Raw genomic sequence first — 23970 nt, 5'->3', positions numbered from 1 at the left:
TTCTATCTTCATTAATCCTTTTTATATAATTAGAAAAAGACCCGAACGGTTAGTCCGGGCCAAAAATATGGTAGTACTTTTTAACCTACTGCCACTTAGCTCAAATGGCTATAGTTTTCTTTTACGACAGTAGCACAACGTGGGCAAAGTGTTGAAAATTCATCTACTTCCCCTACTTCTGGTGTGACAGTCCAACAACGTTCACATGTTTCGCCTTCAGCTTTGGAAACTAGGATTGCTACATTGTCAAATTTATGTGCTTCATTTGGTGCTTGTTCTAAGCTGCCTGCCACTTCAAATGCAGAAACGATAAAGAGTTGTGGTAGGCTTTCTGAAATAGAATCAAGTAATGAATTGGTTTCGTTATCGACATACAACGTTACTTTTGCTGTCAATGATTTACCGATTACTTTTTCATTTCGTGCTTCTTCTAGAGCTTTTAGGACATGATTTCTTAATTTCATGAATGCTGTCCATTTTGCCGTTAATTCTTCCGCATTGGCAAAAGTTTCTACTGACGGCATATCAGTCAATTGAACACTCATCTCTTCCACATTTGGAATGTGACGCCAAACTTCATCAGCTGTATGAGAAAGAATCGGTGATACAAGCTTAGTAAGGGCAACTAAGCTATCATAAAGCACTGTTTGAATCGCACGACGATCATGTTGATCTTGCGCTTCAATGTACAATACATCTTTCGCAAAGTCTAAATAGAACGAACTTAAGTCTAATGTGCAGAAATTATTCACAGCATGGTAAATACCTGCAAATTCATAGTTCTCATATGATTGAAGCGATGTTTCGATTAGTTTATTTAACTTCACTAACATAAACTGATCGACTTCACGTAAATCATCATAAGAAACTCGATGTACTGCTGGATCAAAATCAGCTAAGTTTCCTAATAAGAAGCGGAAAGTGTTTCTAATTTTACGGTAAACTTCTGCTACTTGTTTTAAGATTGGATCAGATACTCTTACATCTGCTTGGTAATCAACTGATGCAACCCAAAGTCTTAAAATATCTGCACCTAATTGGTTCATCACTTTTGAAGGTACAATGACATTACCAATTGATTTACTCATTTTTCTACCTTCACCATCTAAAACAAAGCCGTGACTTAAGATGCCTTTATATGGTGCTTTACCAGTTACAGCGACACCTGTTGATAATGATGAGTTAAACCAACCTCTATATTGATCAGATCCTTCTAGATAAAGGTCTGCTGGTCTTTGTAAATCTTCACGTTCTAGCAATACAGCTTGATGCGAAGAACCGGAATCAAACCACACATCCATAATATCAGTTTCTTTTGTAAATACTCCATTTGGGCTACCTGGATGAGTAAATCCTTCAGGCAATAATTCCTTTGCCTCTTTTTCAAACCACACATTAGAACCGTGCTCTCTAAATAGGTTGGATACATGATTAATGGTTTCGTCTGTAATAATCTCTTCTCCATTTTCTGCATAGAAGACAGGAATTGGCACACCCCATGCGCGCTGTCTAGAAATACACCAATCGCCACGATCACGAACCATATTATAAAGCCTTGTTTCGCCCCATGCTGGTGTAAATGTTGTATCATTAATTGCTTGCAATAATTCCTGTCTAAAATCTTTAATTGACGCAAACCATTGAGCCGTTGCACGGAAAATAACTGGTTTTTTTGTGCGCCAATCATGCGGATAAGAATGCTTGATAAAAGAAAGCTTCAATAACGCGCCAACTTCTTCTAATTTTTCAGTGATTGGTTTATTCGCCTTATCATAGAAAAGACCTTCAAAGCCAGGCGCTTCTTCTGTCATTACCCCTTTATCATCTACTGGACATAATACATCTAAACCATATTTAGATCCGATGTAAAAGTCGTCTTCACCATGTCCTGGAGCCGTATGAACACAACCAGTACCAGCGTCTGTAGTTACATGGTCACCTAGCATAACAAGTGAATCACGGCCATATAATGGATGTTCAGCAGTCACATATTCTAAGTCACTACCTTGAATGGTTTGAACGACCTTAGGATTTTCCCAGCCAATCTCTTCTGATACAGCCGCTAGCAGGTCTTCAGCTACTAAATATTTTTCGTTATCCACTTCAACGACAACATATTTTAGTTTCGGGTGGACAGAAATACCTAAGTTAGCTGGCATTGTCCAAGGAGTAGTTGTCCAAATAACAATACGTACGTCATCAGTTAAAACATCTTTGCCATCTTTCACTTTAAATCCTACATAAATGGAAGCGGATTGCTTATCTTTATATTCAATCTCAGCTTCAGCTAATGCAGACTCAGATGATGGTGACCAGTATACAGGTTTCTTCCCTTTATAGATATAACCTTTCTTCGCCATCTCACCAAAAACTTTGATTTGTTGGGCCTCATAGGCAGGTTTTAATGTAATATAGGGATTTTCCCAATCTCCACGAACACCTAATCGCATGAATTGTTCACGTTGATTTTCGATTTGACCGTACGCATATTCTTCACAAAGCTTACGGAATTCTGCTACCGTCATTTCTTTACGTTTTACACCTTTATTCGTTAACGCTTGTTCAATGGGTAATCCATGCGTATCCCAACCAGGTACATATGGTGCATGGTAACCACTCATTGACTTATAGCGGTTAATGAAGTCTTTTAAAATTTTATTTAACGCATGTCCGATATGAAGATCGCCATTCGCATAAGGAGGACCGTCATGCAGGACAAACAACGGTTGATTTTTCGTGCGCTCAAGCACTTTTGCATAAATATCTTGTTCATTCCATTCTGTTTGCATTTCAGGTTCTCTTTTTGGCAGATTTCCTCTCATTGGGAAATCTGTTTTAGGCATTAATAAAGTATCTTTGTAATCCATAGCTCATTTCCTCCTCAACATACTACATAACATTATGACCAAAGTAGCGTTCATACATAAGGTACTCGGAAAAAACACAAAAAACCCCTCATCCCAAAAAAGGGACGAGAGGTTATATATTCCCGCGGTACCACCCTTGTAGATAGAGAAATTTCCTATCCGCTCAAAAATCAATTCGTAACGTGAACGTCTACGCCTTACTCTAACTTTTTAGCTCAAGTAAGGAACTCAAGGGTGATGTTCAAATTCTTCTCCTTAATATCAGGCTTTCACCTTCCCTGAATCGCTGAAGTGGAAATCCACTCTTTTAAGTAAGATAGAATGCTACTATCCCTGTCATCGTTTTATCATGTTTTTTCTAGATTATATGCGATAGGATACAACTTCGTCAAGTCGTCGTTCATCTTAAAAGATAAAAGTATCTTATACTCTAGACTCTTCTTCTTTTGTAGACTTTAATTCTGTTGTATCTAGCTCATATTCCATTAAGTGGTCCCAGTCATCATTCTGAAGCATATCTAATTGGGCTTCAATTAACATTTTAAAACGATTTCTAAATACTTTCGATTGCTTTTTCAAATCTTCTATATCTAGCGCAATCTTCCTTGCTTTAGATAATGATTCATTCACAATCCTATCGGCGTTTTTCTCCGCTTCCCGAATAATTAACTTTGCCTCTTTCTGTGCGTTTCGCTTCACTTCTTCGCCAGCTTCTTGCGCAACAACAATCGACTTATTTAACGTCTCTTCAATCGTATTAAAATGTCCGACTCTTTCATTTAAGTCGTTTAAACGCTCTTCTAATTCCTTCTTCTCACGAATAATGATTTCATAGTCTTTAATCACTTGATCTAAAAACTCATTTACTTCATCTTCATCATATCCACGAAAACCTTTGCTGAACTCTTTGTTATGAATATCTAATGGTGTTAATGGCATAAGGCCACCTCCTAGATCAGTTGGTCAAATTATGTACATTTGTTAACATGTAATTCGACAGTTTCTTGCAGATTCCTGCATAAAATTCGATACACTTTCAATTTTATATCGGTAAAACACTATAATCATTATAGCTAAAAAAGATTATTTTTGTATACCGACAACTACTTTCCATTTTTCTTTCTTCGTTTTTCCCTCTATCGCAATAACCTTACAGCGCCCATAGCCTCTTACTGAAATTGTATCACTCTCACGGCAATCGAATGCTACATTTTCTTTCATTGCCCAATTTACTTTTACTTTTTTTGCAGAAATGAGTTGTTGCGCCTTTTGTCTAGAAAAATTATAAATCGATGCAATAAGCGTATCAAGTCTTAAGGATGACATTGTAAAAACTTTTTCTTGCCACTGCTCTTTTGCATCGATAACAGATGAAAATGGCTTTTCTTCAAGTTGAACAGAAGCTTTCCCAACAGATTCTAATTGCATAGAAATATAAGAGGATACTTCCTTAGAGACAATTACTTGTATCGTATGACCTTCAAACAAAATATCTCCAAATTTACTTCTTTTCAATCCGAGTGACATCAGGCTTCCAAGTACTTGGGGATGCTCGATTAATACGAATTTATGCGGATAATTTACTTGGTATAACTCTAAGCGAAAATCGTCCATTTCCGGTATAAAATAATCAGGAAAAATAAGCGCGCGTTTTCTTTCAGCGTTTCTATGTCCACCGTCAAATTGGACGCGCACATCACTTTGAGAACCAATGATGGTGTGTAAAATATCTTGTTCCCTTGGATCGAGAAAATCTGTAAGCTTAGGCGCATACGTTTGTTCAACCGTTTGTCGCCAACTTAACACTTGATCAATAAACTCTCTCTCTTCCATACGAAAATGTTGATATATATTTGACATTAGCTTACTCCTTTAAAACTGGTTAGGCAAGAAATGCCTAATTTCTCGCTTACCCCTATGTTTACAATTGTATAATAGTATAACATTTATTTTTTTATTTGTTTTACAACTGTCTTAGAATCCGATGATTTGTTATTGATAAAAACAAAATACGAGCTAAGCATTAGCTCGTATTTTTTACATCATCCAAAAAAATATTTGTCTTATTCCGGATGTAGCTAAATTTAATACTAATATTGCTACAATCGGCGAAATATCTAACATCCCACCAATTGGCGGAATGACACGTCTAAATGGTTCAAGAAATGGTTCACAAATTTTTGTTAACATTTGCCCAATACTAGATTCTCTTGCATTCGGAAACCATGACATGAGTATGTATATAATCAATGCCCATGAATAAATCTCCACGGCTGTTATAATAATCGAAAATAAAGTTGCCATATTTAATTTACCACCTCGAGTTTTCTTCTTCATGTTCCTGAATCATTTGTGAAATATTCCCAGATACTTCAACGTTTTCAGGTGTACATAAAAAGATGTCCATTCCAATTTTTTGTATATCTCCACCAATGGCATACACAGTTCCACTTAAAAAATCAACAATGCGCTTTGCCTGGCTTTTATCAATTCTTTGGAGATTAACCACAACTGCTTTTCTATTCTTCAATTGATCAGCAATTTCTTGAGCTTCAGCATAGACCCGTGGCTCCACAAGGACAACTTTTGATGATTTTTGCTGACCGCCTTGTCCTTGAACGGATTGTAAACTTACGACATTTTGTTTTGTTGCAGCGTGCTGCCTTTGAGAAGTCCGCACAGAGGTTGTTTCTTGCTCTTCTTTACGATCCCTACTATTAGCGTAATCATCTTCTCTTGTCTCATAGTTGTCTTCTTCGTCATCTAAAAAGAAATATGATTTAAACTTTGATTTTATACTCATCTGCACCTAGCCTCCTTACTTTTCTTTTCCAACTAAAGCCGTTCCTATACGGACCATTGTTGCCCCTTCTTCAATAGCAATTTGATAATCATTGGACATCCCCATTGATAATTCTTTACACGGTGCATGAGATAATTGAAGGGATAATACTTCTTTCTGAATCAACTTCAAATTTCGAAAACAATTTCTTAATACTGTCTCATCACTTGTAAATGGTGCCATTGTCATAAGACCAACTACTTCTATTTGTTTAAAATCTGACAGTGATTTAACAAAAGGAATGATTTCTTCTTTGGATAACCCTTGCTTCGAATCTTCTCCAGACACATTAACTTGTACAAAGCATTTAATTGGTTTATTCGCTCGCTTTTCAATCTCTTTTGCAAGAGATATGCGATCTAATGAATGGATATAATCCACTTTATTGATGATATTTTTTACTTTTCTAGATTGTAAGCTTCCGATATAATGCCAAACAGCCCCATTTTTAATGACAGCTTGTTTTTCTAATAGGCCTTCATCGCGATTTTCCCCAAGGTTATTAACCCCCGCTGCAATTGCCTCCTGCGCTCTTTCTGTTGATACATATTTTGTCACAGCGATAATTTTCACTTCATCACTAGAACGATTAACTTTCTCACAAACAGCTTGTATATTTTCCTGTATATTCTCTAGGTTTGTTTGTACATTCAAGATGCTATTCCTCCTCACGCAAACCAATAAAGCTCATCAATCTACCCGTTTTTCCGTCATCTCTTCGGTGTGAAAAAAACAAGGATTCATGACAGCTTGTACAATATTCAGTAGTATGAATATTATCTCGTAAAACACCATATTTCTGCAATATGAGCTGATTACATCGTTTTAAATCTAATTGATATTGACCTTTAGCTATTTCATTATATACACTAGGAGCTATTTCTCCTAGGCAATCGTTCACTTTGTTAATTACATAATTATCTACAATATAACAAGAACGACATATACCCGGGCCTATAACAACTTCGACCTCTTGTGGATGAATTCCTTTTTCACGGAAGGCATCAATCGCATTTTTAGCGATTTCAAAGACCGTCCCTTTCCATCCTGCATGAGCAACAGCCATATGCTGACTCTTTGGATGAAAGAAATATAGGGGAATACAGTCTGCGTAACACATGGTTAATAATAAATCTTTTTCATCTGTAAACAAGGCGTCTGTAGCAGCAAATGATGTATCATACTCTTTTGCGCCCTTACCTCTATCTTTAGTTTGAACATATTCAATATGAACACCATGAGTTTGTTCTGCTCCCACCCAATTCTCTAACGGAAATTGTAATTCTTGTGCTAATGCTATTCGATTTTGAATAACATGCACTTGTTGGTCACCTACATGAAAGCCAAAGTTTTGCGATGTGTAAGCTTTGTCACTATACCCATCATTTTTAGTTGTAAACCCACAGGTAAGTCCATATTTTTCAAACCAATGTTTTATAATCAAATATTTTTCATTCGTTAATTGAAATGGCTCCATACACTTTCCCCATTTTTTTCTTTAGTTTACCATATTGCGATTAAGGTTTACAGCTATAACTATCGATTGCTATATTCTTCTTTTGGTTCATTTAATTGATATTGATGAGGAAAACGGACAAGGATCACGTCCTCCCCAATCTTTAAAATATCGCCCCATTCAATCACAATATCCTCCAGCTTATTAAAAAAAGGAAGCATTTTGTTTTGTTGACTAATGAAAATACAGTCTATTTTCCCAGTTGCTACATCGATATCAATATCACTAATAAATCCTAACTTCTTACCATCTGCAACATTAATAACATCTTTCATTTGAAAGCTTGAGATCCTCATCATTTTAAACGCCTCCTTTTAATACAATATATGTTGAGAAAGATTAAAAATACCGAGTTCATATTTGGTGTGATTTGAGACTAAGTGGATCTCAAGATGTTTACTTATAATATTTGTCAAGCAAGCATTTATTGTAGGTGTATCCTACTTTTTTGCGTAATAGTTCTTCTGCTTTTGTCCGTTTATATAAAACAAATATTTGTATCCAGTTTTACCTATTTGTGTGTATTTTCTATGAGATTTCTTACATTTCCTCTTATGCTATGCAAGCTCTAACAGAAGGATCTTTTTTGGATTAGCACTCACATCTATATAAAAAAAGAGCTTAACACATTTGTGTCAAACTCTCCTGGCATATTAGCTTTGAATATTTTTATTCATTTGTTTAATAGCTGCTTTTTCTAAGCGTGAGACCTGAGCCTGAGAAATACCAATTTCTTCAGCAACTTCCATTTGTGTTTTTCCTTGAAAAAACCTTTTGCGTAATATCATTTTTTCTCGATCATTCAGGCGTCTCATGCCTTCTTTTAGTGCAAGTTCTTCCACCCATTGAATATCCTTATTCTTTTCATCACTGAGTTGATCCATTACAAAGATTGGGTCGCCGCCGTCATTATAAATAGGCTCAAAAAGTGATACAGGATCTTGTATTGCATCAAGGGCGAAAACAATTTCTTCATGCGGAATATCCAACTCTTTCGCAATCTCTTCAGCTGTTGGTTCTTTTGAAGTTTTACTCATTAGGCGTTCTCTTACCTGCAAGGCTTTATAGGCGATATCACGTAAGGAACGAGATACCCTTATTGGATTATTATCGCGTAAATATCTACGGATTTCTCCAATAATCATAGGAACAGCATAAGTGGAGAATTTTACATTTTGGCTTAAATCAAAATTATCAATAGATTTCATAAGACCGATACAGCCAACTTGAAATAAGTCATCAACAAATTCACCCCTATTATTAAACCGTTGAATGACACTTAAAACGAGTCGGAGGTTCCCATTTACTAGGCTCTCCCTTGCTGATGTATCTCCATTATGCATTTGCTTGAAGAGTGCTCTCATTTCTTCGTTCTTTAGTACTGGAAGCTTTGATGTATCTACTCCGCAAATTTCTACTTTATTTCGAGTCAATCCCATTCCCTCCTCACAGGAGCTGCTGTACAAAAATCAGTATCTCCGCGAGAAGGAAAAATATGCACAAGAAAAATGCGCATAAATTGCAAAAAAAAGAAATATCCTTTATTTAACAGATATTTCAACGACGAAAAAAATTTTTTTACACCATTTTATTGAATTCTTTTTTCAAACGTTTAATGATTCTTTTTTCTAATCTTGAAATATAGGATTGAGAAATCCCAAGCATATCAGCAACATCTTTTTGTGTTTTTTCCTCATCCTCACCAAGTCCAAAACGCAATTCCATGATCTGTTTTTCTCTATCAGATAATTGATGAAGTGCTTTGATTAAGAGCTTTTTATCGACATTTGCTTCTAAATCCTTAGTGATTATATCTTCCTCTGTGCCAAGAACATCTGATAATAATAATTCATTCCCATCCCAATCAATATTAAGTGGTTCATCAAACGAAACTTCCGAGCGAATTTTGTTATTTCTACGTAAATACATTAATATCTCATTTTCAATACATCGTGAGGCATATGTAGCCAGTTTGATTTTTTTCTCCGGATTAAAAGTATTAACTGCCTTTATTAAGCCAATTGTTCCTATACTAATGAGATCTTCAATATTAATGCCTGTATTCTCAAACTTGCGGGCAATATACACTACTAAACGCAAATTCCGTTCAATTAAAATTGACCTTGCTGCTTGATCTCCTTTAGGAAGCTTGTTTAACAATATTGCTTCTTCTTCTTTACTAAGTGGCGGGGGAAGAGCTTCGCTACCACCTATATAATATATTTCATCTGTCTTTAAACCTAATTTCATTAAAAGCTTATACCAATAATATGATAAGCGAAATTTAAGTTTACGCACTCTTTCTCCTCCCTATAATGGTTTATTTCTCATGCACTTTAACTAACCTTCTTTGCACCTGTTAACATTTTTGGATGTACAATACATTGAAAGCGATTCTCTGGGGACAATTTTTGCATAGTAAATGAAATTAACCCTTTATCCACTGCAATGACTTCATTATCTTTAACCAAAGTAATCTTCTCTGGTTTGAGGGCAAGTCGCATTTGATTATCGTTACCGACCACTTTTGCAGGGATCACTCGGACAACTGACATCCAATCGTTCGGGATTTCCCACCTGCCTTCTATCGCACCATCTGGATCTTTTGCCATTGTTGTAATCGCTTCTGGAAAAGACTCTTTATGCTGGTCAATCGAAACAATCATCACAGGTACTCTTGTTAATGGATCGTAAAGCTGATTACCACTATCTATTAGACCTTGGAACTCATAGGTTTCGCCTTTTAGTTGAATTTGCACATTTACATTCGACTCATAATTGATCTTGGTCATTTCAATAGAATCATAATTTTTCTTTGAAAAATGCCAGGCAATAGGGAAACCTAATAATACGAATAGCCAGCTAATAGGGTCACCAAAGCCCTTTACGGATGCAAGCATCACGGTTGATGTTAGATCTAAATCAAATTGAATAAAATAATGAACAGCAATTAAACTACCACCGATTAAAAAGGTTACTGCATAAAATGTACTTAACGCTTTAATAAAAAAAGTTAATCTTCTAAAACCAAATACAATAAAAACCATGAAAATAGAAAATAACCACTTACCTATTGGATGACTGGAGTATGCATGAATCGGTGTAATGGATAATAAGATTATTATTGAGCCTACCAAACCTCCTGTGGCTATTCTCCATAATTTAACTTCGATTTTCAGAAGAATAGACGTTAAATATAGGAGAAGACTATCAAACAACAAATTTAATGCCCAAATAATATCTAAATAAATGGCCAATCTGCCTTCTTCCCCCCTAAAACTAACAATGTATATTCTTATGGGTGGCTGTCTTATTGATGTGCTAAAAAAAGTATAGCCTATTCATCAAGATAAAGATGTCACTTTCTGTTGGTAAAACAGCAGAAATTTTCACTATTCTTTTCTTTTTTTGTCAGTTTTTTGCGGTCTGTCTCACGTGGGGAAAATGACGAAAATGGGGAAGTTTTTAATGTTACTAACTTTTTAGAGAGTTCTTATCTTTGATTAACATAAATATAGAATAGTATTTTACTAATCGTACATATATTTGTGGGGCATTCTTCTTTTAAAACAAAAAAAAGCCAATGTCCTTAAACTTAAGGACATTGGCTTTCTTACACAAATTGAATTATCTTCTGCGGTTACGGTTTCTTAAAAATGTTGGGATATCTAATGTATCTTCTGGGTGTTCCTTTGCTGTATTCCTTGATGGCTGCTCATGTGTGGCAGCTTCTTCCCGCTCACGTTCACGATACGTTTCACGCTTTTGCACCTGTGATCCGACACCAACATTTCCTTTATTCTGGCCGAATGCAGGCTTTGAAGGCTTTGTTTGAATAACTTCTTCATTGAAGCCAGTCGCGATAACTGTTACAACAATCTCATCCTTCAAATCCTCATTGATAACAGAACCAAAGATCATATTAACATCTTGATCTGATGCTGATGCAACAATATCTGCTGCTTCTTGTACTTCATACAAGCTTAAGTTTGATCCGCCTGTAATATTCATTAGAACCCCTTGCGCACCATCAATAGACTTTTCTAATAATGGAGAAGAGATGGCCTTCTTGGCAGCTTCTGCTGCTCGATTTTCTCCTGCAGCTAATCCGATTCCCATAAGTGCAGAACCTTTATTGGACATAATTGTTTTTACATCAGCGAAGTCCAAGTTAATCAAACCAGGTGTGGCAATCAAATCTGAAATACCTTGAACACCTTGGCGAAGAACATTATCTGCTTCACGGAATGCTTCAAGCATCGGTGTACTTTTATCTACAATTTCTAATAAACGATCATTAGGGATAACAATCAATGTATCCACAGCATCTTTCATAGAAGCTATTCCACCAGCTGCTTGAGTAGAACGTTTACGACCTTCAAATGTAAAAGGTCTTGTCACAACACCCACTGTTAAAGCACCTAAATCACGTGCGATTTGAGCTATAACAGGAGCAGCACCTGTACCTGTTCCTCCGCCCATTCCAGCAGTAACAAATACCATATCTGCACCTTTTAATGCTTCTTCTACTTGCTCTTTACTTTCTTCAGCTGCCTTTTTTCCTACTTCTGGATTGGCACCTGCACCGAGTCCTCTTGTCAATTTACCACCAATTTGCATCTTCACTTCGGCTTTGGATAGGTTTAGCGCTTGAGCATCTGTATTCACTGCAATAAATTCAACACCTTGTACACCATGCTCAATCATGCGGTTAACGGCGTTATTTCCTCCGCCACCAACTCCAATTACTTTTATCGTTGCTAATGAATCTAAATTCGTATCAAATTCCAACATGACAAATCCTCCTAATTCGTCGATATTCCTAAGAACACCTTTTTTTCGATTCGCTCATTTATCTTGATGATTAACTGTTTAATAGCTAACTCACATCTACTGTAAATTTACAATCTGCCTTGCTATTAATCTATTACAATACAATGTTTTGTTTTTGCTACTCGAAAAAGTATCCAAGGAACTTTTTAACTCTTGATGTCACTTTTTGTTCCGGCTCTTTTTCTGTGCTTTTCTTCGGCTGTGTTTGCTTTTGTGTTCTCTTTTCATTTGCTTCAGGCTGATCGACAATTGCCTCCATGTTCTTTCCTTGTATCTTTGCATTTTTATATGCAAACTGTATTAAGCCAACTGCTGTACAATATTGTGGTTCTCTAACCCCAATATAATCAGGTACGGCTATTCTCACTCTATTCTGGAAGACCACTTGAGCAAGTTCTAATACCCCTTGCGTATTTGCAACCCCTCCACATAAGACATAACCACCTGGAAGGTCTGATGCCCCTAGCCTTCTTATCTCATGTTGAATAAGATCAAAGGTTTCTTCCATTCTTGCTTCAATAATATCTGCTATTTCTAGCTGATTAAATTGCTGATGTTGATCACTGCCGATAATTGGTACACTAAATACCTCTTCCTCTGAAGCATGATCATAAAAAGCATACCCATGTTTTATCTTAATTTTTTCAGCATCTTCAGTTGAAGTTCGTAAACCAATCGATAAGTCTTTAGTGATATGTTCTCCTCCAACAGGCAATACACTTGTATCCTTTAGTACCCCATTTTCAAAAATAGCAATCGTTGTTGAACCACCACCTATATCAACAAGTGCCACACCTAAGTTTTTCTCATCTTTCGATAAGGCGAAAGCACCTGCTGCTAACGGCTGAAGGGTAATATCCATAATTTCTAGGCCTGCGCGTTCAACGCATCTAAGCGTATTATGTAATAAAGTTTTAGATCCGGTTATGATGGTACCTTCCATTTCTAACCTTACACCAATCATACCTCTTGGATCATTGATTTCATCTAATCCATCTACAATAAATTGCCTTGGAATAACATCAATAATTTCTCTCTCAGGTGGCACTGATACCACTTGGGCAGCATCCATCACACGCGCTACATCATCATCTGAGATTTCCTTATTTTCACTTGACACGGCGACTACACCGTGAGAAGGCTGAAGCATAACATGGTTACCAGTGATACCTACTATCACTCTTCTAATCTCCATGCCAATCATTCTTTCAGCTTGTTCAATTGCTCTTCTAATAGAATGAACGGTTTCATCTATATCAACAATGGAGCCCTTTCTTAATCCTTCGGAAGCTACATTGCCAACACCAATAATGTTTAAAGAATCATTGACCATCTCACCAATGATTACTTTTACACTGGATGTACCGATGTCAAGGCTGACATATATTTCATTGCTGTTCATTCTGTGGCACCTCCCTTTTTGCGAGTCTACTTTTTTAGTTACTTACTCTTGCAGTTTTCATTATAAAACCTTTATATATTAAACTGATAAACCAAATTTGATATTAATAAAATTATTCGTCAAAACTAAACTATTCCCTTTTTTAAAATCAATTTTTTTCTAAATTTTCATTCTTACTTGTCCACCTGGCTAATAAAATCCTTCGAATAACAGCGATGTTTTGAAATAACCTCACACCGAAGGCAAATACAGCTGCTAAATATAAGTCTACACCAAGATGAACCCCTAGAAAAGCAAGACCTGCTGCAAGCATAATATTAAAGAAAAATCCGGATACAAAGATCTTTTCACTATACACATCTTGTAAATGGGCTCTAATACCACCAAAAAGTGTATCAAGTGCAGCAAGAATAGCGATTGATAAGTAATTGGCGTATTCATCAGGAATTTGAAAATCTGTCATAAACCCGATAAACAACCCGATAAATAAACCTAAGATGGGTAGCCACATTATGAATGTCCTCCTTCGCTCTTCTTGCCCGCCTCCTTCATATCAGTCATTTGAATTGGTTCATTGTAGGCTGGTACAGTAATCTCATTTTCCGCTAGTTGTATATCGAGTGTTAAATTTTCTATAAAAAAGTCTTCTATAGATTTAGAAACTTGCATTCTTTTATACATTTGTTCCGCATCCTGCTCATTTTCTACAATAACCCTCAATTCTAACGGTAAGGCCTGAATAGAATAACCATCTATTTTAGTTATATTATTAATATCTCTTATCACAGTAGAGTTGATTACCCGATGACCACCGATTGCTACTTCTTTCGCACCATAACGGTTGAGTTCATTTAATAACCTCTTCAATAAATCGGGTGTGACCTTGCCCACTTGTGAGCCGATAATCAATTCCTCAGCAATAGGTTGTATCGTTAAAATCAAACCTGGACCTGATTTTTCTGTCAACCCTACTTCTGTTTTGAGCTCATCCAATGTTGTTCTCAGAATCTCTTCCTTATTAGCAGCTATATTATTTTCATATTGCGCTATTTTTTCTTCTTGTGATCTGATTTCCTCTAGCAACTCAAGCCGTAATGCTTCCTCATTTTGCAGATCTTCCCGCAATTGCCATGTATCTCTTGTATCTCTTACATCTGTATTCTTGACCGTTTTAAACTGAATGGCTAGCATGACACCAATTAAGACTGTAATTATCGTAAAACCCCATTGCTTTTTGTTCATCGTTTCACCTATCTTCTTTTTCCATCAATTATTATACCTATCATGATAGAAAAAGCACTAACTACCAATTATCGGGTCCATTATGATTTCTGATTTACTCTCTAATGAAAACTGAATATTTTCATTGACAAGTAAGTCTTTAACACCGCCAGCAATATTTAGTGCCGATGTGAGAACATCCGCATCTCCAATCGCAGATATAACAAATGGGGCTGGGTGTTGCTTCCCGTCCACTTCAATGACTGGTCCGTTACAGACAATATAAGAGGAATGCGTTAAGCGCTGACCATTAATGGCGACAGCTGAAGCACCGGCAATGTATAACTCATTAATAACTTGAAACACATGATGTTCATGTACGATGTAATTATTCGCTGAATCGGCTTGAGGATTGTATTCCCCGTCCAAGAGAGTGACATTTACACCAGGGCCACTCACTTTGACTTTGCCCAAATACATTCGATATTTATCGGCATCCTCGGCAAGATTACTATATACTTGCTCATCTTGAGAGAATTCTTTTTCTATTTTTTGCAGAGCATCTTGTGACTTGTACAATTCTTGTTGAAGGCTAAGATTTTTTTCTTCCAAATCAATCAATTCACGTCTTAATTGCTGATCCCTCTCCCACTGGTTACTCGTTATACTACTGTCACCCTTTGTATCTTTCGCCAATTGAAAGGAATAAGCAATTAGAAAACCTAATCCAATGAAAACAAGTGAAAAGATAACCTGATTATTCTTCAACTTCCTCTTCTTGTTCTTTTTCATTCTCATTAGCTCCCCCTTCGCCATAAGGCTTAAAGTAAGAGCCCACTTCCAAATCAATAATTCCTTTTACTTCGGGATCAAGTTGAGCGACGATTGCCGGGTAATGAGACATTTTATCGACAAAGGTAGCTAATGTAGCGATTACTTCATACCCATCATTCATGTATAGCGTAATTGCCTCTTTATCTGTTTCTTTAGGTGTCGCGTGTATTTCTGAAATTGAATTACGAACTTCTTCTGGTAATTGACCAAGAGACACAATCATCTTCTCTAACACATTTCCTTCAGAAAATTGAAATAAAATAGGTGCACTGGCTGGGAACTCACTTTCACCTTTTACTGAGAGAGTTTTACCGTTTTCAAGAACGGGTATATAATCCTCACCTTCCATAATATAAGCTACTCGTTTATGTTCTTTCACCGAAATAACGACTGTATTTGGAAACTCAGTTGCTACTTTTACCTCTTTCATTTCTGGTAGTTTTAAAAGCACTTGCTCAATCTCAGCTTCATCAACTTTCCATATATTCATATCTTCAGTTAATCCACTTTGATCTACAATCGTTTCATTGCTGAAGACAGTGTTACCTGATACTTTAATTGCTTTTATATTGCTCAACGGTGACTGGAAATAAACTACTAAGGCAATCAGAAATAAAAAGAAAATAAGTAGGAAAATGAGTCTACGGTTCGCTTTCTTTTTTCTCTGCTGTTTTAATTTAGGAATTCTATCTTCTATGGATACTATTTTTCCTTGTTCCAGCATCATCACCTCGTACATCGTTACTCACAGCATATATCCTTATTTTCGGTTAATTAAACTAATATATTAACATAATGAGATAATATACCTAAATCTTTATTCACTTATCATCATTCTATTGAATGATTATATCACAATAATTGGAATGGAAGTTGGTCTTTTTCGCTACTTACGCCCAATTATTTCAACTTCTGTTTGCAATGCTATGCCCTTCTCTGCTAATACCGTATCCTTCGCATGTTGAATCAGACCCAAAACATCTTCAGCAGTTGCCTGATTACTATTCACGATAAAATTCCCGTGCATTGGCGAGATTTGGGCGCCTCCCAGTGAATGTCCCTTTAAACCAACTGCTTCAATCAGCTGACCAGCATGATGTGGTAGTGGATTTCTAAAAATACTCCCTGCACAAGGGGAATCCCATGGTTGTGTTTCTTTTCGATAAGCCTTATTACGTAACATCCTATCAATAATCGCTTCTTTCTCTCCTTGCACTAAGCGAAAAATCGCTTCAACAACAATGCCAGGTCGTTCTTTTTGTAAAATAGACGTACGATACGAAAATTTCATTTCTTCGTTTGTTAACCAGTGCATTTCACCATTCGGAAAAAGGATATACGCTTTCTCAAGAATAGTTGCGATATCCGATTGATGTGCACCTGCGTTCATAAAGACTGCTCCACCAACAGAACCAGGAATTCCACTTGCAAATTCTAGCCCTGCATACCCTTGTTTACTCACTTTTGTAGCTAATGCTACAAGGGGGTATCCTGCACCGACCCTTAGGAGTTCCTGTTCTAGTTCGAGGTGGGCAAAGCCTTTACCGAATTTAATAACTACTCCCTCAATGCCATCATCAGCTACTAATAAATTAGAGCCTCTTCCTATGACAGTCCATTTCATTTTATGCGAGACAATAACATCCATCGCTTTACGCAAATCTTCTATTGTCCTAGGTTCAATAAAAATATCGGCAGGTCCACCGATTTTCATCGTTGTATGATAAGCAAGCGGTTCTTTTTCTTTCACCGTTCCATTTATAGCGTTTTTCAACTTACTAAATACGCTCTGCATAACATCCGCCCTCTCTGTATCGTCATTCTATATTATGCTAATACCATCAAGAATGGGCTACATTACTACTTGTCTTTCATTAATTTTTTCATGACATTATATAACCGATCGGCTGCATCTGGGACGCCTATCTTCTTTGCAGCAGATTTCATTGCGACAATTTTGTCCTCATCTAATAAAATCCGGTCAATCGATTCAATTAATTTATTCGCACTCAAATCTCCTTCTAGGAGTAATTCTGCTGCGCCATGGTCGCTTAATGCTCTCGCGTTCTTTTCTTGATGATTATTCGTAACATATGGGCTTGGTATTAATATACTTGGGATGCCTAATGACGTTAATTCAGCTAGGGTTGTTGCCCCTGCTCTTGTTACAGCAAGGTCCGTTCCCGCTAATACTTCTGGCATATTATGAATAAAAGGCTTGATTTTGATATTTTCGGGATTTCCAGCCAATTCAGCCTCTTTCTTTACACTTTCATAATGGACCTCACCGGTGATATATAATACTTCATACGGCCTAGATGCTAACTGTGTAAATGTTTTTAACACGGCATCATTAATCGGCCTTGCTCCCCTACTACCACCGAAAATCAAAACAGATGGTTTAGCTGGATCTAGACCCACAGATAATTTACCATTAATGGCATTTTGTCCAAGCACTTCTGTTGCTCTGGGATTACCCGTCATAACTACCTTTCCTTTAGGAAAGCTTGCCACAGCTTCATCAAAGCATACAGCTACTTTATCAACATATTTACTAAGGAACTTATTTGTTAAACCAGGTACACTATTTTGTTCATGAATGATTGTTGGAACCCCCAACTTGGCACCAGCGTATACAACTGGCCCACATACATAACCACCTGTACCAATTACGACATCTGGCTGAAATTCCTTCAACATTTTTTTACTTTCTTGAACACCTTTTAAGAACCGCCAAATCGTTTTCACATTATCTAAAGATAAGCTTCTTTTAAATCCTGAAATTTCAATTGACTGAAAAGGTATATTAGCACGAGGAACAATCGATGCCTCTAGCCCATTTTTAGTACCTATGTATAAGAATTCTGCGTTTTTATCTTGCTTTTGAATTTCTCGAATTAAGGCAAGCGCAGGGTAAATATGTCCACCTGTGCCACCACCACTTAATGCAATTTTCATGCTTTCACCTCAAACAAAGCTGTTAGTTTCCTTACTGTTTACTAGTCTTACTTTATCCTATTCTACTATATTTGCACTGAAAGGAAGAAATGATAACCTACAATGTCATGCAAATGTAATGAATTTGGAAAATCTCTTTCCCTTTTGAAATAAATGAATGTTCTACACTAACAAATTAAACCAAGTAATACCACATAATTGAAGCTTTAACTATATATTCTTTTTTAATTTGCGATTTTCCTATCAGCAAAAAAAGAAACCCTAAAATGGGTTTCATTAATAACGAGAATACCGACTAATATTAAGTAGCACACCAATTGCCATTAACATAAGGGTCAATGAAGAACCTCCATAACTTAAGAATGGTAAAGTGATCCCGGTTACTGGCATTAAACCAGTGACTACTCCAATATTAATCATTACTTGTATGGCAACCATGGCGATAATTCCTACTGCCAAAAAACTACCATATAAATCTGGTGCACCAAGCGCTACTCTAATTCCTCTCCATAAAAGAAGAGCGAATAGTAAAATCACGAATGTGCCCCCTATAAAACCTAATTCCTCAGATAATATAGCAAAAATAAAATCTGTTTGTGGTTCTGGTAAATAGAAGAATTTCTGTCTGCTTTCTCCTAAACCTAAACCGAATAATCCACCTGGACCAATTGCATAAAGAGATTGTATAATTTGAAATCCACTTCCTAAAGGGTCCTGCCAAGGATCTAAGAAGGAAGTAATTCTTTTGATTCGATAAGGAGCAGAGAGCACTAAAGCAACAAAGCCTCCTATACCGATTAAACCTAAAAATGCGAAATGTTTAATTCTTGCACCTGACACAAATATCATTACAATACAAGTCCCTACCATTACAGTTCCCGTGCCTAAATCAGGCTGTAACATGATTAAGCCGAAAGCAAGAAATACTAGACCTAATGAAGGTACTAACCCCTTCTTAAATGAGGTAATGAGTTTCTGTTTTTCGGAAAGGAACTTAGCGAGAAAAGCAATCATCGCTAGTTTCATAAACTCGGAAGGTTGAATAGAGAATGCACCAACCCCTATCCAACTTCTTGATCCATTTCTAACATTTCCTATACCAGGTATTAATACTAATAATAGCAACACAAAACAAACAATGATGATGACTTTTGCCCATGTTCTCCATGTCCAATAATCGACATTCATAAGAAAGAACATGGCTACTAAACCCACAACTGCAAATAGTAACTGCCTTTTCGCGAAGAAAAAAGCGTCATCAAACTTGTAATCTGCCCAAATGGCACTGGCACTATAAACCATCGTTAGTCCAACAGCTAAGAGCATGAGCGTAACAATAATTAATATCATATCTGGAGTGGCTTTTTTAGTTGGCAAAGTCAACACACCTCTAAATGCAAGTTTTAGGGCTGTTTGCAGTTTCCTCTACCGAACAAAATCAAGCTTAGCTAAAGGAATAGGATCATTTGAACCGGCAGACAAGCCCTTTACTTAAGCTTATGCACCGCTTCTATAAAAATGTCTCCTCTTACTTCAAAAGTTTTATATTGATCCCAACTTGCACACGCGGGCGAAAGTAAGATAATATCTCCTTCTTTTGAAAGGTCAAAAGCCAGTGGCACAGCATCTTCCACATTATTGGCATGTACGATGCTTTTTATCCCTGCACGAGCAGCAGCAGCGTCAATTTTTTCAGCCGTCTCACCGAAAGTTACGACGGCTTTTACATTTGTAAGTGCTGGTATAAGCTCATCAAAGGCATTACCACGATCAAGACCGCCAGCTAGAAGAACAATCGGCTGATCAAAGGCAGCTAAAGCTTTCGTTGTCGCTAAAATATTTGTTGCCTTTGAATCATTATAAAAACGCCTTTTATTCTTTTCGCCAACGAATTGTAGACGGTGCGCTACTCCTTGAAAAGTCGTTAAAACTTGATAGATGGCTTCATTATTAATACCGGACAATTTCGCAGCAATGATACTTGATAGAATGTTTTCTAAGTTATGTGCCCCCGGGAGAACAATATCGGTAATAGATATAATTGCTTCCTCATTAAAGTAAATGATGCCGTCTTTGATATATCCACCTTTTTCCAATTCTCCAGTGGTAGAAAACGGGATAATTGTTGCTTTTGAATGGGCAGCTACTTCCATCACTGCTTCTTGATCAGCATTTACAATGAAGTAATCTTCCTCCGTTTGGTTTTTTGTGATATTCGCTTTTGCACTGATATATTCTTTCATTGTGCCATGATAATCAATATGTGCTTCATAAAGATTGGTTAAAATAGCAATTTTCGGGCGAAATGCTTCAATTCCCATTAATTGAAAAGAAGACAACTCAATAATAATTGTATCTTCCTTCTTCGCGTTTTCCGCAACGATAGAAGATACCTTTCCGATGTTACCAGCAATAAGCGAAGACTTATTAGCAGCCTGAAAAATTTCATTAATGAGCGTTGTCGTTGTTGTTTTCCCATTTGTACCAGTAATAGCAACAAATGGAGCTTGGGATATTTGATAAGCCAGTTCTACTTCCGTAATAACCGGTAACCCTCTATCAATCGCCCCTTGGACAATAGGGTTGCTATATGGAATGCCAGGGTTTTTTACCACATATTCAAACCCTTCATCAAGCAAGTCGACTGGGTGGCTTCCACAAATTACGGTAATACCTTGCTGTAATAAGCTTTGGGCCTCCGGATTTTCATCTAGAGGTTTATAGTCATTTACCGTTACAAAAGCACCTAACTTATGTAGTAGAGATGCCGCACCGACACCACTTTTAGCAAGTCCTAACACGAGTATTTTTTTATGATGATAATGATTCACTGTTTTCATTACATCCACACCTCTACATAGATTCCGAGAATGGCACAAAGAAGACCTACTGTCCAAAATGTCACAACAACGCGCCACTCTGACCACCCTACAAGCTCGTAGTGATGATGTAATGGGCTCATTTTAAATACACGTTTACCTGTTGTCTTGAAAGAAGCTACTTGAATAATCACTGATAATGTTTCAATAACAAATACGAAGCCTATGATTAGTAAGATTAGTTCAAACTTTGTCATGATGGCAATCGCTGCAATTGCTCCACCCAATGCAAGTGATCCTGTATCACCCATAAAAACTTTGGCTGGATGTGCATTGAATACAAGAAATCCAAGAAGTGCACCAACAACTGCTACTGAAAACACTGATACTTCAAATAATGATTGACTCCAAGCTAGGACGGCAAATGCACCAAATGCGATTGCTGCTGTCCCACTTACCAATCCATCTAACCCGTCTGTTAAGTTCACAGCATTTGAAAACCCAACGAGCCAAAAAATAATAAATAAGGCATAGCCCCATCCTAAATCAATGGAAAAATCGGTTAAAGGAATCGCTACTTCTGTACTAAAACCGGTTTGCTTTAATACGAAGAAGAATATTATTGAAATAATAATCTGTCCGATTAGTTTTTGCAATGAGGTTAAACCTAAGTTTCTTTTCATCACTACTTTAATAAAATCATCTAAGAATCCTAATAAACCAAAACCTAAAGTAACGAGAAGCAGCAAATAAGTGGTACTTGTCGGTCCTTGGAATTTAGCAGTCATAATGAGCGTACTTAATGTAATTGAAAATAGAATCATTAAGCCACCCATTGTAGGCGTTCCTGTTTTCTTCTGGTGGGATTTTGGTCCTTCTTCTCTTATGCTTTGACCGAATTTAAGTCTCCTTAAAAAAGGTATGAACAACGGAGAAATGAGTACGGTAATTAAGAAACCTAGGATTATTGTAAATAATATCACTTGCTCCATCATTATTGTTCACAACCTTTAACGGGTATTGAGAATTGTTTTACTTGTTTTTTTCTTAATCGTTTTATCATATATTCTAAACCTTTCAATCATTCATGATCATGTTATTTTTTTAGTCACTTGCTACTTGTTTTCTTTTTTTCAATGGCTTCCTTCGCTACTAATCGATCATCAAAATCAAAATGCTCATGACCAATTATTTGATATGTTTCATGACCTTTACCTGCTATTAGTATACAATCCCCAGGTTCTGCCTGATTCACTGCATATTGTATAGCCTCTTTTCGATCAATAATTGAAACATAAGATTCGTTCTTCACACCAGCTTCCATATCTTTCAAAATACTTTCAGGGTCCTCGGTACGGGGATTATCAGATGTAAATATAGCATCAGTACTATGTTTACAAGTAATTTGAGCCATTAAAGGCCTTTTCGTACGATCTCTATCTCCTCCACAACCGACAACTGTAAAGATTCTTTTCTTTGCTAATTGTTGCACTGTTTTTAATGCATTCTCTAAACTATCTGGCGTATGAGAGTAATCTACAATAACGGTGAAATCTTGATGAGCATCTACCGTTTCGAATCTCCCTGCAACGCCAGCTACACTTTCAACAGACTGGATAATTTGCTCCATAGAAATATTAGAAGCAAAAGCTGCAGCAATACTTGCCAATACATTATATACACTAAATTTTCCTATTAACTGAATATGAAGAGAATAGGTTCCGATTGGACTGTCTAATTCAAATGTGGTGCCAGAAGCATTCATTTCTATATTTCTTGCCCGAAAGTCCGCATCTCGATCAATTCCATACGTTAGTATATATGCGGAAGTTGATTTTTCATAATCATATGACGCTGGATCATCTACGTTCAAAACAGCATATTTCGGTCGATCATAATGATAGGCATTCCCCAGTTGTGCGAACAGAAGGCCTTTAGCACGACGATATTCATCCATAGTATGGTGGTAATCTAGGTGGTCTTGCGTTAAATTTGTAAATACAGCTACATCAAAATCACAACCATGTACTCTACCTTCATCTAATGAATGAGATGACACTTCCATCACTGCTGATGTGACGCCAGTATCTTTCATTTGTTTAAATGTTCTCTGTAAAGTAAGACTCTCAGGCGTAGTGTTTTTAATTTCATATTTTTGCTGACCAATTTTAGTATACATTGTGCCCATCAGACCCGTTTTTTGACCAGCATCTGATAAAATTTTATCAATGATATGTGTTGTCGTTGTTTTCCCATTTGTACCTGTCACACCTATTAAGTGTAACTGTTGACTTGGCTGCCCGTAAAAGGCATCTGAGAGTAAAGATAGTGCTCTTCTTGTACTCTTCACAACAATCACGGGTACCTTTAAGGAGAGCTCTTTCTCAGAAATAACGGCTACTGCTCCTTTTTCGACAGCTGAAGCAGCAAAGTCATGACCATCAACTGTGTAGCCTTTTATACAAACAAATAAGCTACCTTCTTCTACTTTACGGTTATCATTTTCAATTGATTGAATTTCAATATTGTCTACATCATTATATTGAAGATAAGGTTGCAACTTTTGTAGCAACGTATGTAATTTCATAAAACTCCATTCCTCTCATACAAACTTCTCATAAAACATTTTTACGATCATTTTGTCTAACCTATGCGTTAAAGATGATAGGCGTATAATA

The 23970-nt window shown here is 36.7% G+C and carries 23 protein-coding genes and 1 other annotated feature; all 23 genes read right to left on the bottom strand.

Annotation, left to right across the window (positions count from 1 at the left end; all coding sequences use genetic code 11):
• Nucleotides 1-95 precede the first annotated feature (95 nt).
• The 23 genes from ileS to MHI57_RS00830 all read right to left on the bottom strand — a co-directional run bounded on the left by ileS (nucleotide 96) and on the right by MHI57_RS00830 (nucleotide 23879).
• Nucleotides 96-2867, bottom strand: coding sequence for an isoleucine--tRNA ligase (gene ileS / locus MHI57_RS00940; protein ID WP_095369598.1), 2772 nt, complete (start codon nucleotides 2865-2867; stop codon nucleotides 96-98).
• Between the two features lie 97 nt (nucleotides 2868-2964).
• Nucleotides 2965-3216: a binding site (T-box leader), on the bottom strand.
• Between the two features lie 74 nt (nucleotides 3217-3290).
• Complete coding sequence (locus tag MHI57_RS00935) at nucleotides 3291-3806, bottom strand: DivIVA domain-containing protein (protein WP_095369599.1); 516 nt, start codon at nucleotides 3804-3806, stop codon at nucleotides 3291-3293.
• A gap of 144 nt (nucleotides 3807-3950) precedes the next feature.
• On the bottom strand, nucleotides 3951-4727 hold the full coding sequence (locus MHI57_RS00930; RefSeq protein ID WP_095369600.1) for a YlmH family RNA-binding protein: 777 nt from the start codon (nucleotides 4725-4727) through the stop codon (nucleotides 3951-3953).
• A 177-nt stretch (nucleotides 4728-4904) separates the two neighbouring features.
• Nucleotides 4905-5171 carry a YggT family protein gene (locus MHI57_RS00925; RefSeq protein WP_095369601.1) on the bottom strand — a complete coding sequence of 89 codons (267 nt, stop codon included), beginning with the start codon at nucleotides 5169-5171 and terminating at the stop codon, nucleotides 4905-4907.
• Between the two features lie 7 nt (nucleotides 5172-5178).
• On the bottom strand, nucleotides 5179-5670 hold the full coding sequence (locus MHI57_RS00920) for a cell division protein SepF (protein WP_095369602.1): 492 nt from the start codon (nucleotides 5668-5670) through the stop codon (nucleotides 5179-5181).
• Nucleotides 5671-5685: 15 nt separating this feature from the next.
• Nucleotides 5686-6363, bottom strand: a complete 678-nt coding sequence (locus tag MHI57_RS00915) for a YggS family pyridoxal phosphate-dependent enzyme (protein ID WP_095369603.1) — start codon at nucleotides 6361-6363, stop codon at nucleotides 5686-5688.
• Nucleotides 6364-6367: 4 nt separating this feature from the next.
• Nucleotides 6368-7186: a peptidoglycan editing factor PgeF gene (gene pgeF / locus MHI57_RS00910; RefSeq protein WP_095369604.1), complete on the bottom strand. Its 819-nt coding sequence runs from the start codon at nucleotides 7184-7186 to the stop codon at nucleotides 6368-6370.
• Nucleotides 7187-7245: 59 nt separating this feature from the next.
• Nucleotides 7246-7524, bottom strand: coding sequence for a YlmC/YmxH family sporulation protein (locus MHI57_RS00905; RefSeq protein WP_095369605.1), 279 nt, complete (start codon nucleotides 7522-7524; stop codon nucleotides 7246-7248).
• A gap of 354 nt (nucleotides 7525-7878) precedes the next feature.
• Entirely contained in the window at nucleotides 7879-8658 is a 780-nt protein-coding gene (sigG, locus tag MHI57_RS00900) for an RNA polymerase sporulation sigma factor SigG (RefSeq protein WP_095369606.1), read from the bottom strand.
• 145 nt (nucleotides 8659-8803) lie between these two features.
• On the bottom strand, nucleotides 8804-9523 hold the full coding sequence (sigE, locus tag MHI57_RS00895; protein ID WP_095369607.1) for an RNA polymerase sporulation sigma factor SigE: 720 nt from the start codon (nucleotides 9521-9523) through the stop codon (nucleotides 8804-8806).
• A 38-nt stretch (nucleotides 9524-9561) separates the two neighbouring features.
• Complete coding sequence (gene spoIIGA, locus MHI57_RS00890; RefSeq protein WP_095369608.1) at nucleotides 9562-10482, bottom strand: sigma-E processing peptidase SpoIIGA; 921 nt, start codon at nucleotides 10480-10482, stop codon at nucleotides 9562-9564.
• A 370-nt stretch (nucleotides 10483-10852) separates the two neighbouring features.
• The gene (ftsZ, locus tag MHI57_RS00885; protein ID WP_095369609.1) at nucleotides 10853-12019 is read right to left on the bottom strand and encodes a cell division protein FtsZ; all 1167 of its coding nucleotides are present in this window, start codon (nucleotides 12017-12019) and stop codon (nucleotides 10853-10855) included.
• A 157-nt stretch (nucleotides 12020-12176) separates the two neighbouring features.
• Nucleotides 12177-13460 (bottom strand): cell division protein FtsA, encoded by a 1284-nt coding sequence (gene ftsA / locus MHI57_RS00880; RefSeq protein WP_095369610.1) that lies wholly within the window; start codon nucleotides 13458-13460, stop codon nucleotides 12177-12179.
• Between the two features lie 148 nt (nucleotides 13461-13608).
• Complete coding sequence (locus MHI57_RS00875) at nucleotides 13609-13971, bottom strand: small basic family protein (RefSeq protein ID WP_095369611.1); 363 nt, start codon at nucleotides 13969-13971, stop codon at nucleotides 13609-13611.
• Nucleotides 13971-14702 carry a DUF881 domain-containing protein gene (locus MHI57_RS00870; RefSeq protein ID WP_307314552.1) on the bottom strand — a complete coding sequence of 244 codons (732 nt, stop codon included), beginning with the start codon at nucleotides 14700-14702 and terminating at the stop codon, nucleotides 13971-13973. The genes MHI57_RS00875 and MHI57_RS00870 overlap by 1 nt, the downstream gene beginning before the upstream one ends.
• Nucleotides 14703-14759: 57 nt before the next feature.
• Complete coding sequence (locus MHI57_RS00865; RefSeq protein ID WP_095373479.1) at nucleotides 14760-15473, bottom strand: DUF881 domain-containing protein; 714 nt, start codon at nucleotides 15471-15473, stop codon at nucleotides 14760-14762.
• Nucleotides 15439-16239: a cell division protein FtsQ/DivIB gene (locus MHI57_RS00860; RefSeq protein WP_340974452.1), complete on the bottom strand. Its 801-nt coding sequence runs from the start codon at nucleotides 16237-16239 to the stop codon at nucleotides 15439-15441. Before MHI57_RS00860 ends, MHI57_RS00865 begins: the two co-directional genes overlap by 35 nt.
• Nucleotides 16240-16401: 162 nt before the next feature.
• Nucleotides 16402-17310 carry a UDP-N-acetylmuramate dehydrogenase gene (gene murB, locus MHI57_RS00855; protein ID WP_095369613.1) on the bottom strand — a complete coding sequence of 303 codons (909 nt, stop codon included), beginning with the start codon at nucleotides 17308-17310 and terminating at the stop codon, nucleotides 16402-16404.
• Between the two features lie 65 nt (nucleotides 17311-17375).
• Nucleotides 17376-18473, bottom strand: a complete 1098-nt coding sequence (murG, locus tag MHI57_RS00850; protein ID WP_095369614.1) for an undecaprenyldiphospho-muramoylpentapeptide beta-N-acetylglucosaminyltransferase — start codon at nucleotides 18471-18473, stop codon at nucleotides 17376-17378.
• Between the two features lie 276 nt (nucleotides 18474-18749).
• Nucleotides 18750-19850 (bottom strand): stage V sporulation protein E, encoded by a 1101-nt coding sequence (gene spoVE / locus MHI57_RS00845; RefSeq protein ID WP_095369615.1) that lies wholly within the window; start codon nucleotides 19848-19850, stop codon nucleotides 18750-18752.
• A 110-nt stretch (nucleotides 19851-19960) separates the two neighbouring features.
• Nucleotides 19961-21313 (bottom strand): UDP-N-acetylmuramoyl-L-alanine--D-glutamate ligase, encoded by a 1353-nt coding sequence (gene murD, locus MHI57_RS00840; RefSeq protein WP_340974450.1) that lies wholly within the window; start codon nucleotides 21311-21313, stop codon nucleotides 19961-19963.
• Nucleotides 21313-22287 (bottom strand): phospho-N-acetylmuramoyl-pentapeptide-transferase, encoded by a 975-nt coding sequence (gene mraY, locus MHI57_RS00835; protein ID WP_095369616.1) that lies wholly within the window; start codon nucleotides 22285-22287, stop codon nucleotides 21313-21315. Before mraY ends, murD begins: the two co-directional genes overlap by 1 nt.
• A gap of 113 nt (nucleotides 22288-22400) precedes the next feature.
• Nucleotides 22401-23879 carry a UDP-N-acetylmuramoyl-L-alanyl-D-glutamate--2,6-diaminopimelate ligase gene (locus MHI57_RS00830; protein ID WP_307314562.1) on the bottom strand — a complete coding sequence of 493 codons (1479 nt, stop codon included), beginning with the start codon at nucleotides 23877-23879 and terminating at the stop codon, nucleotides 22401-22403.
• Between the last annotated feature and the right edge of the window lie 91 nt (nucleotides 23880-23970).

It is taken from the genome of Cytobacillus sp. FSL K6-0129 (assembly GCF_038007625.1).
In the GTDB taxonomy this organism is placed as follows: Bacteria; Bacillota; Bacilli; order Bacillales; family Cytobacillaceae; genus Cytobacillus; species Cytobacillus kochii.
This window is presented reverse-complemented; position numbering and strand designations above follow the sequence as displayed.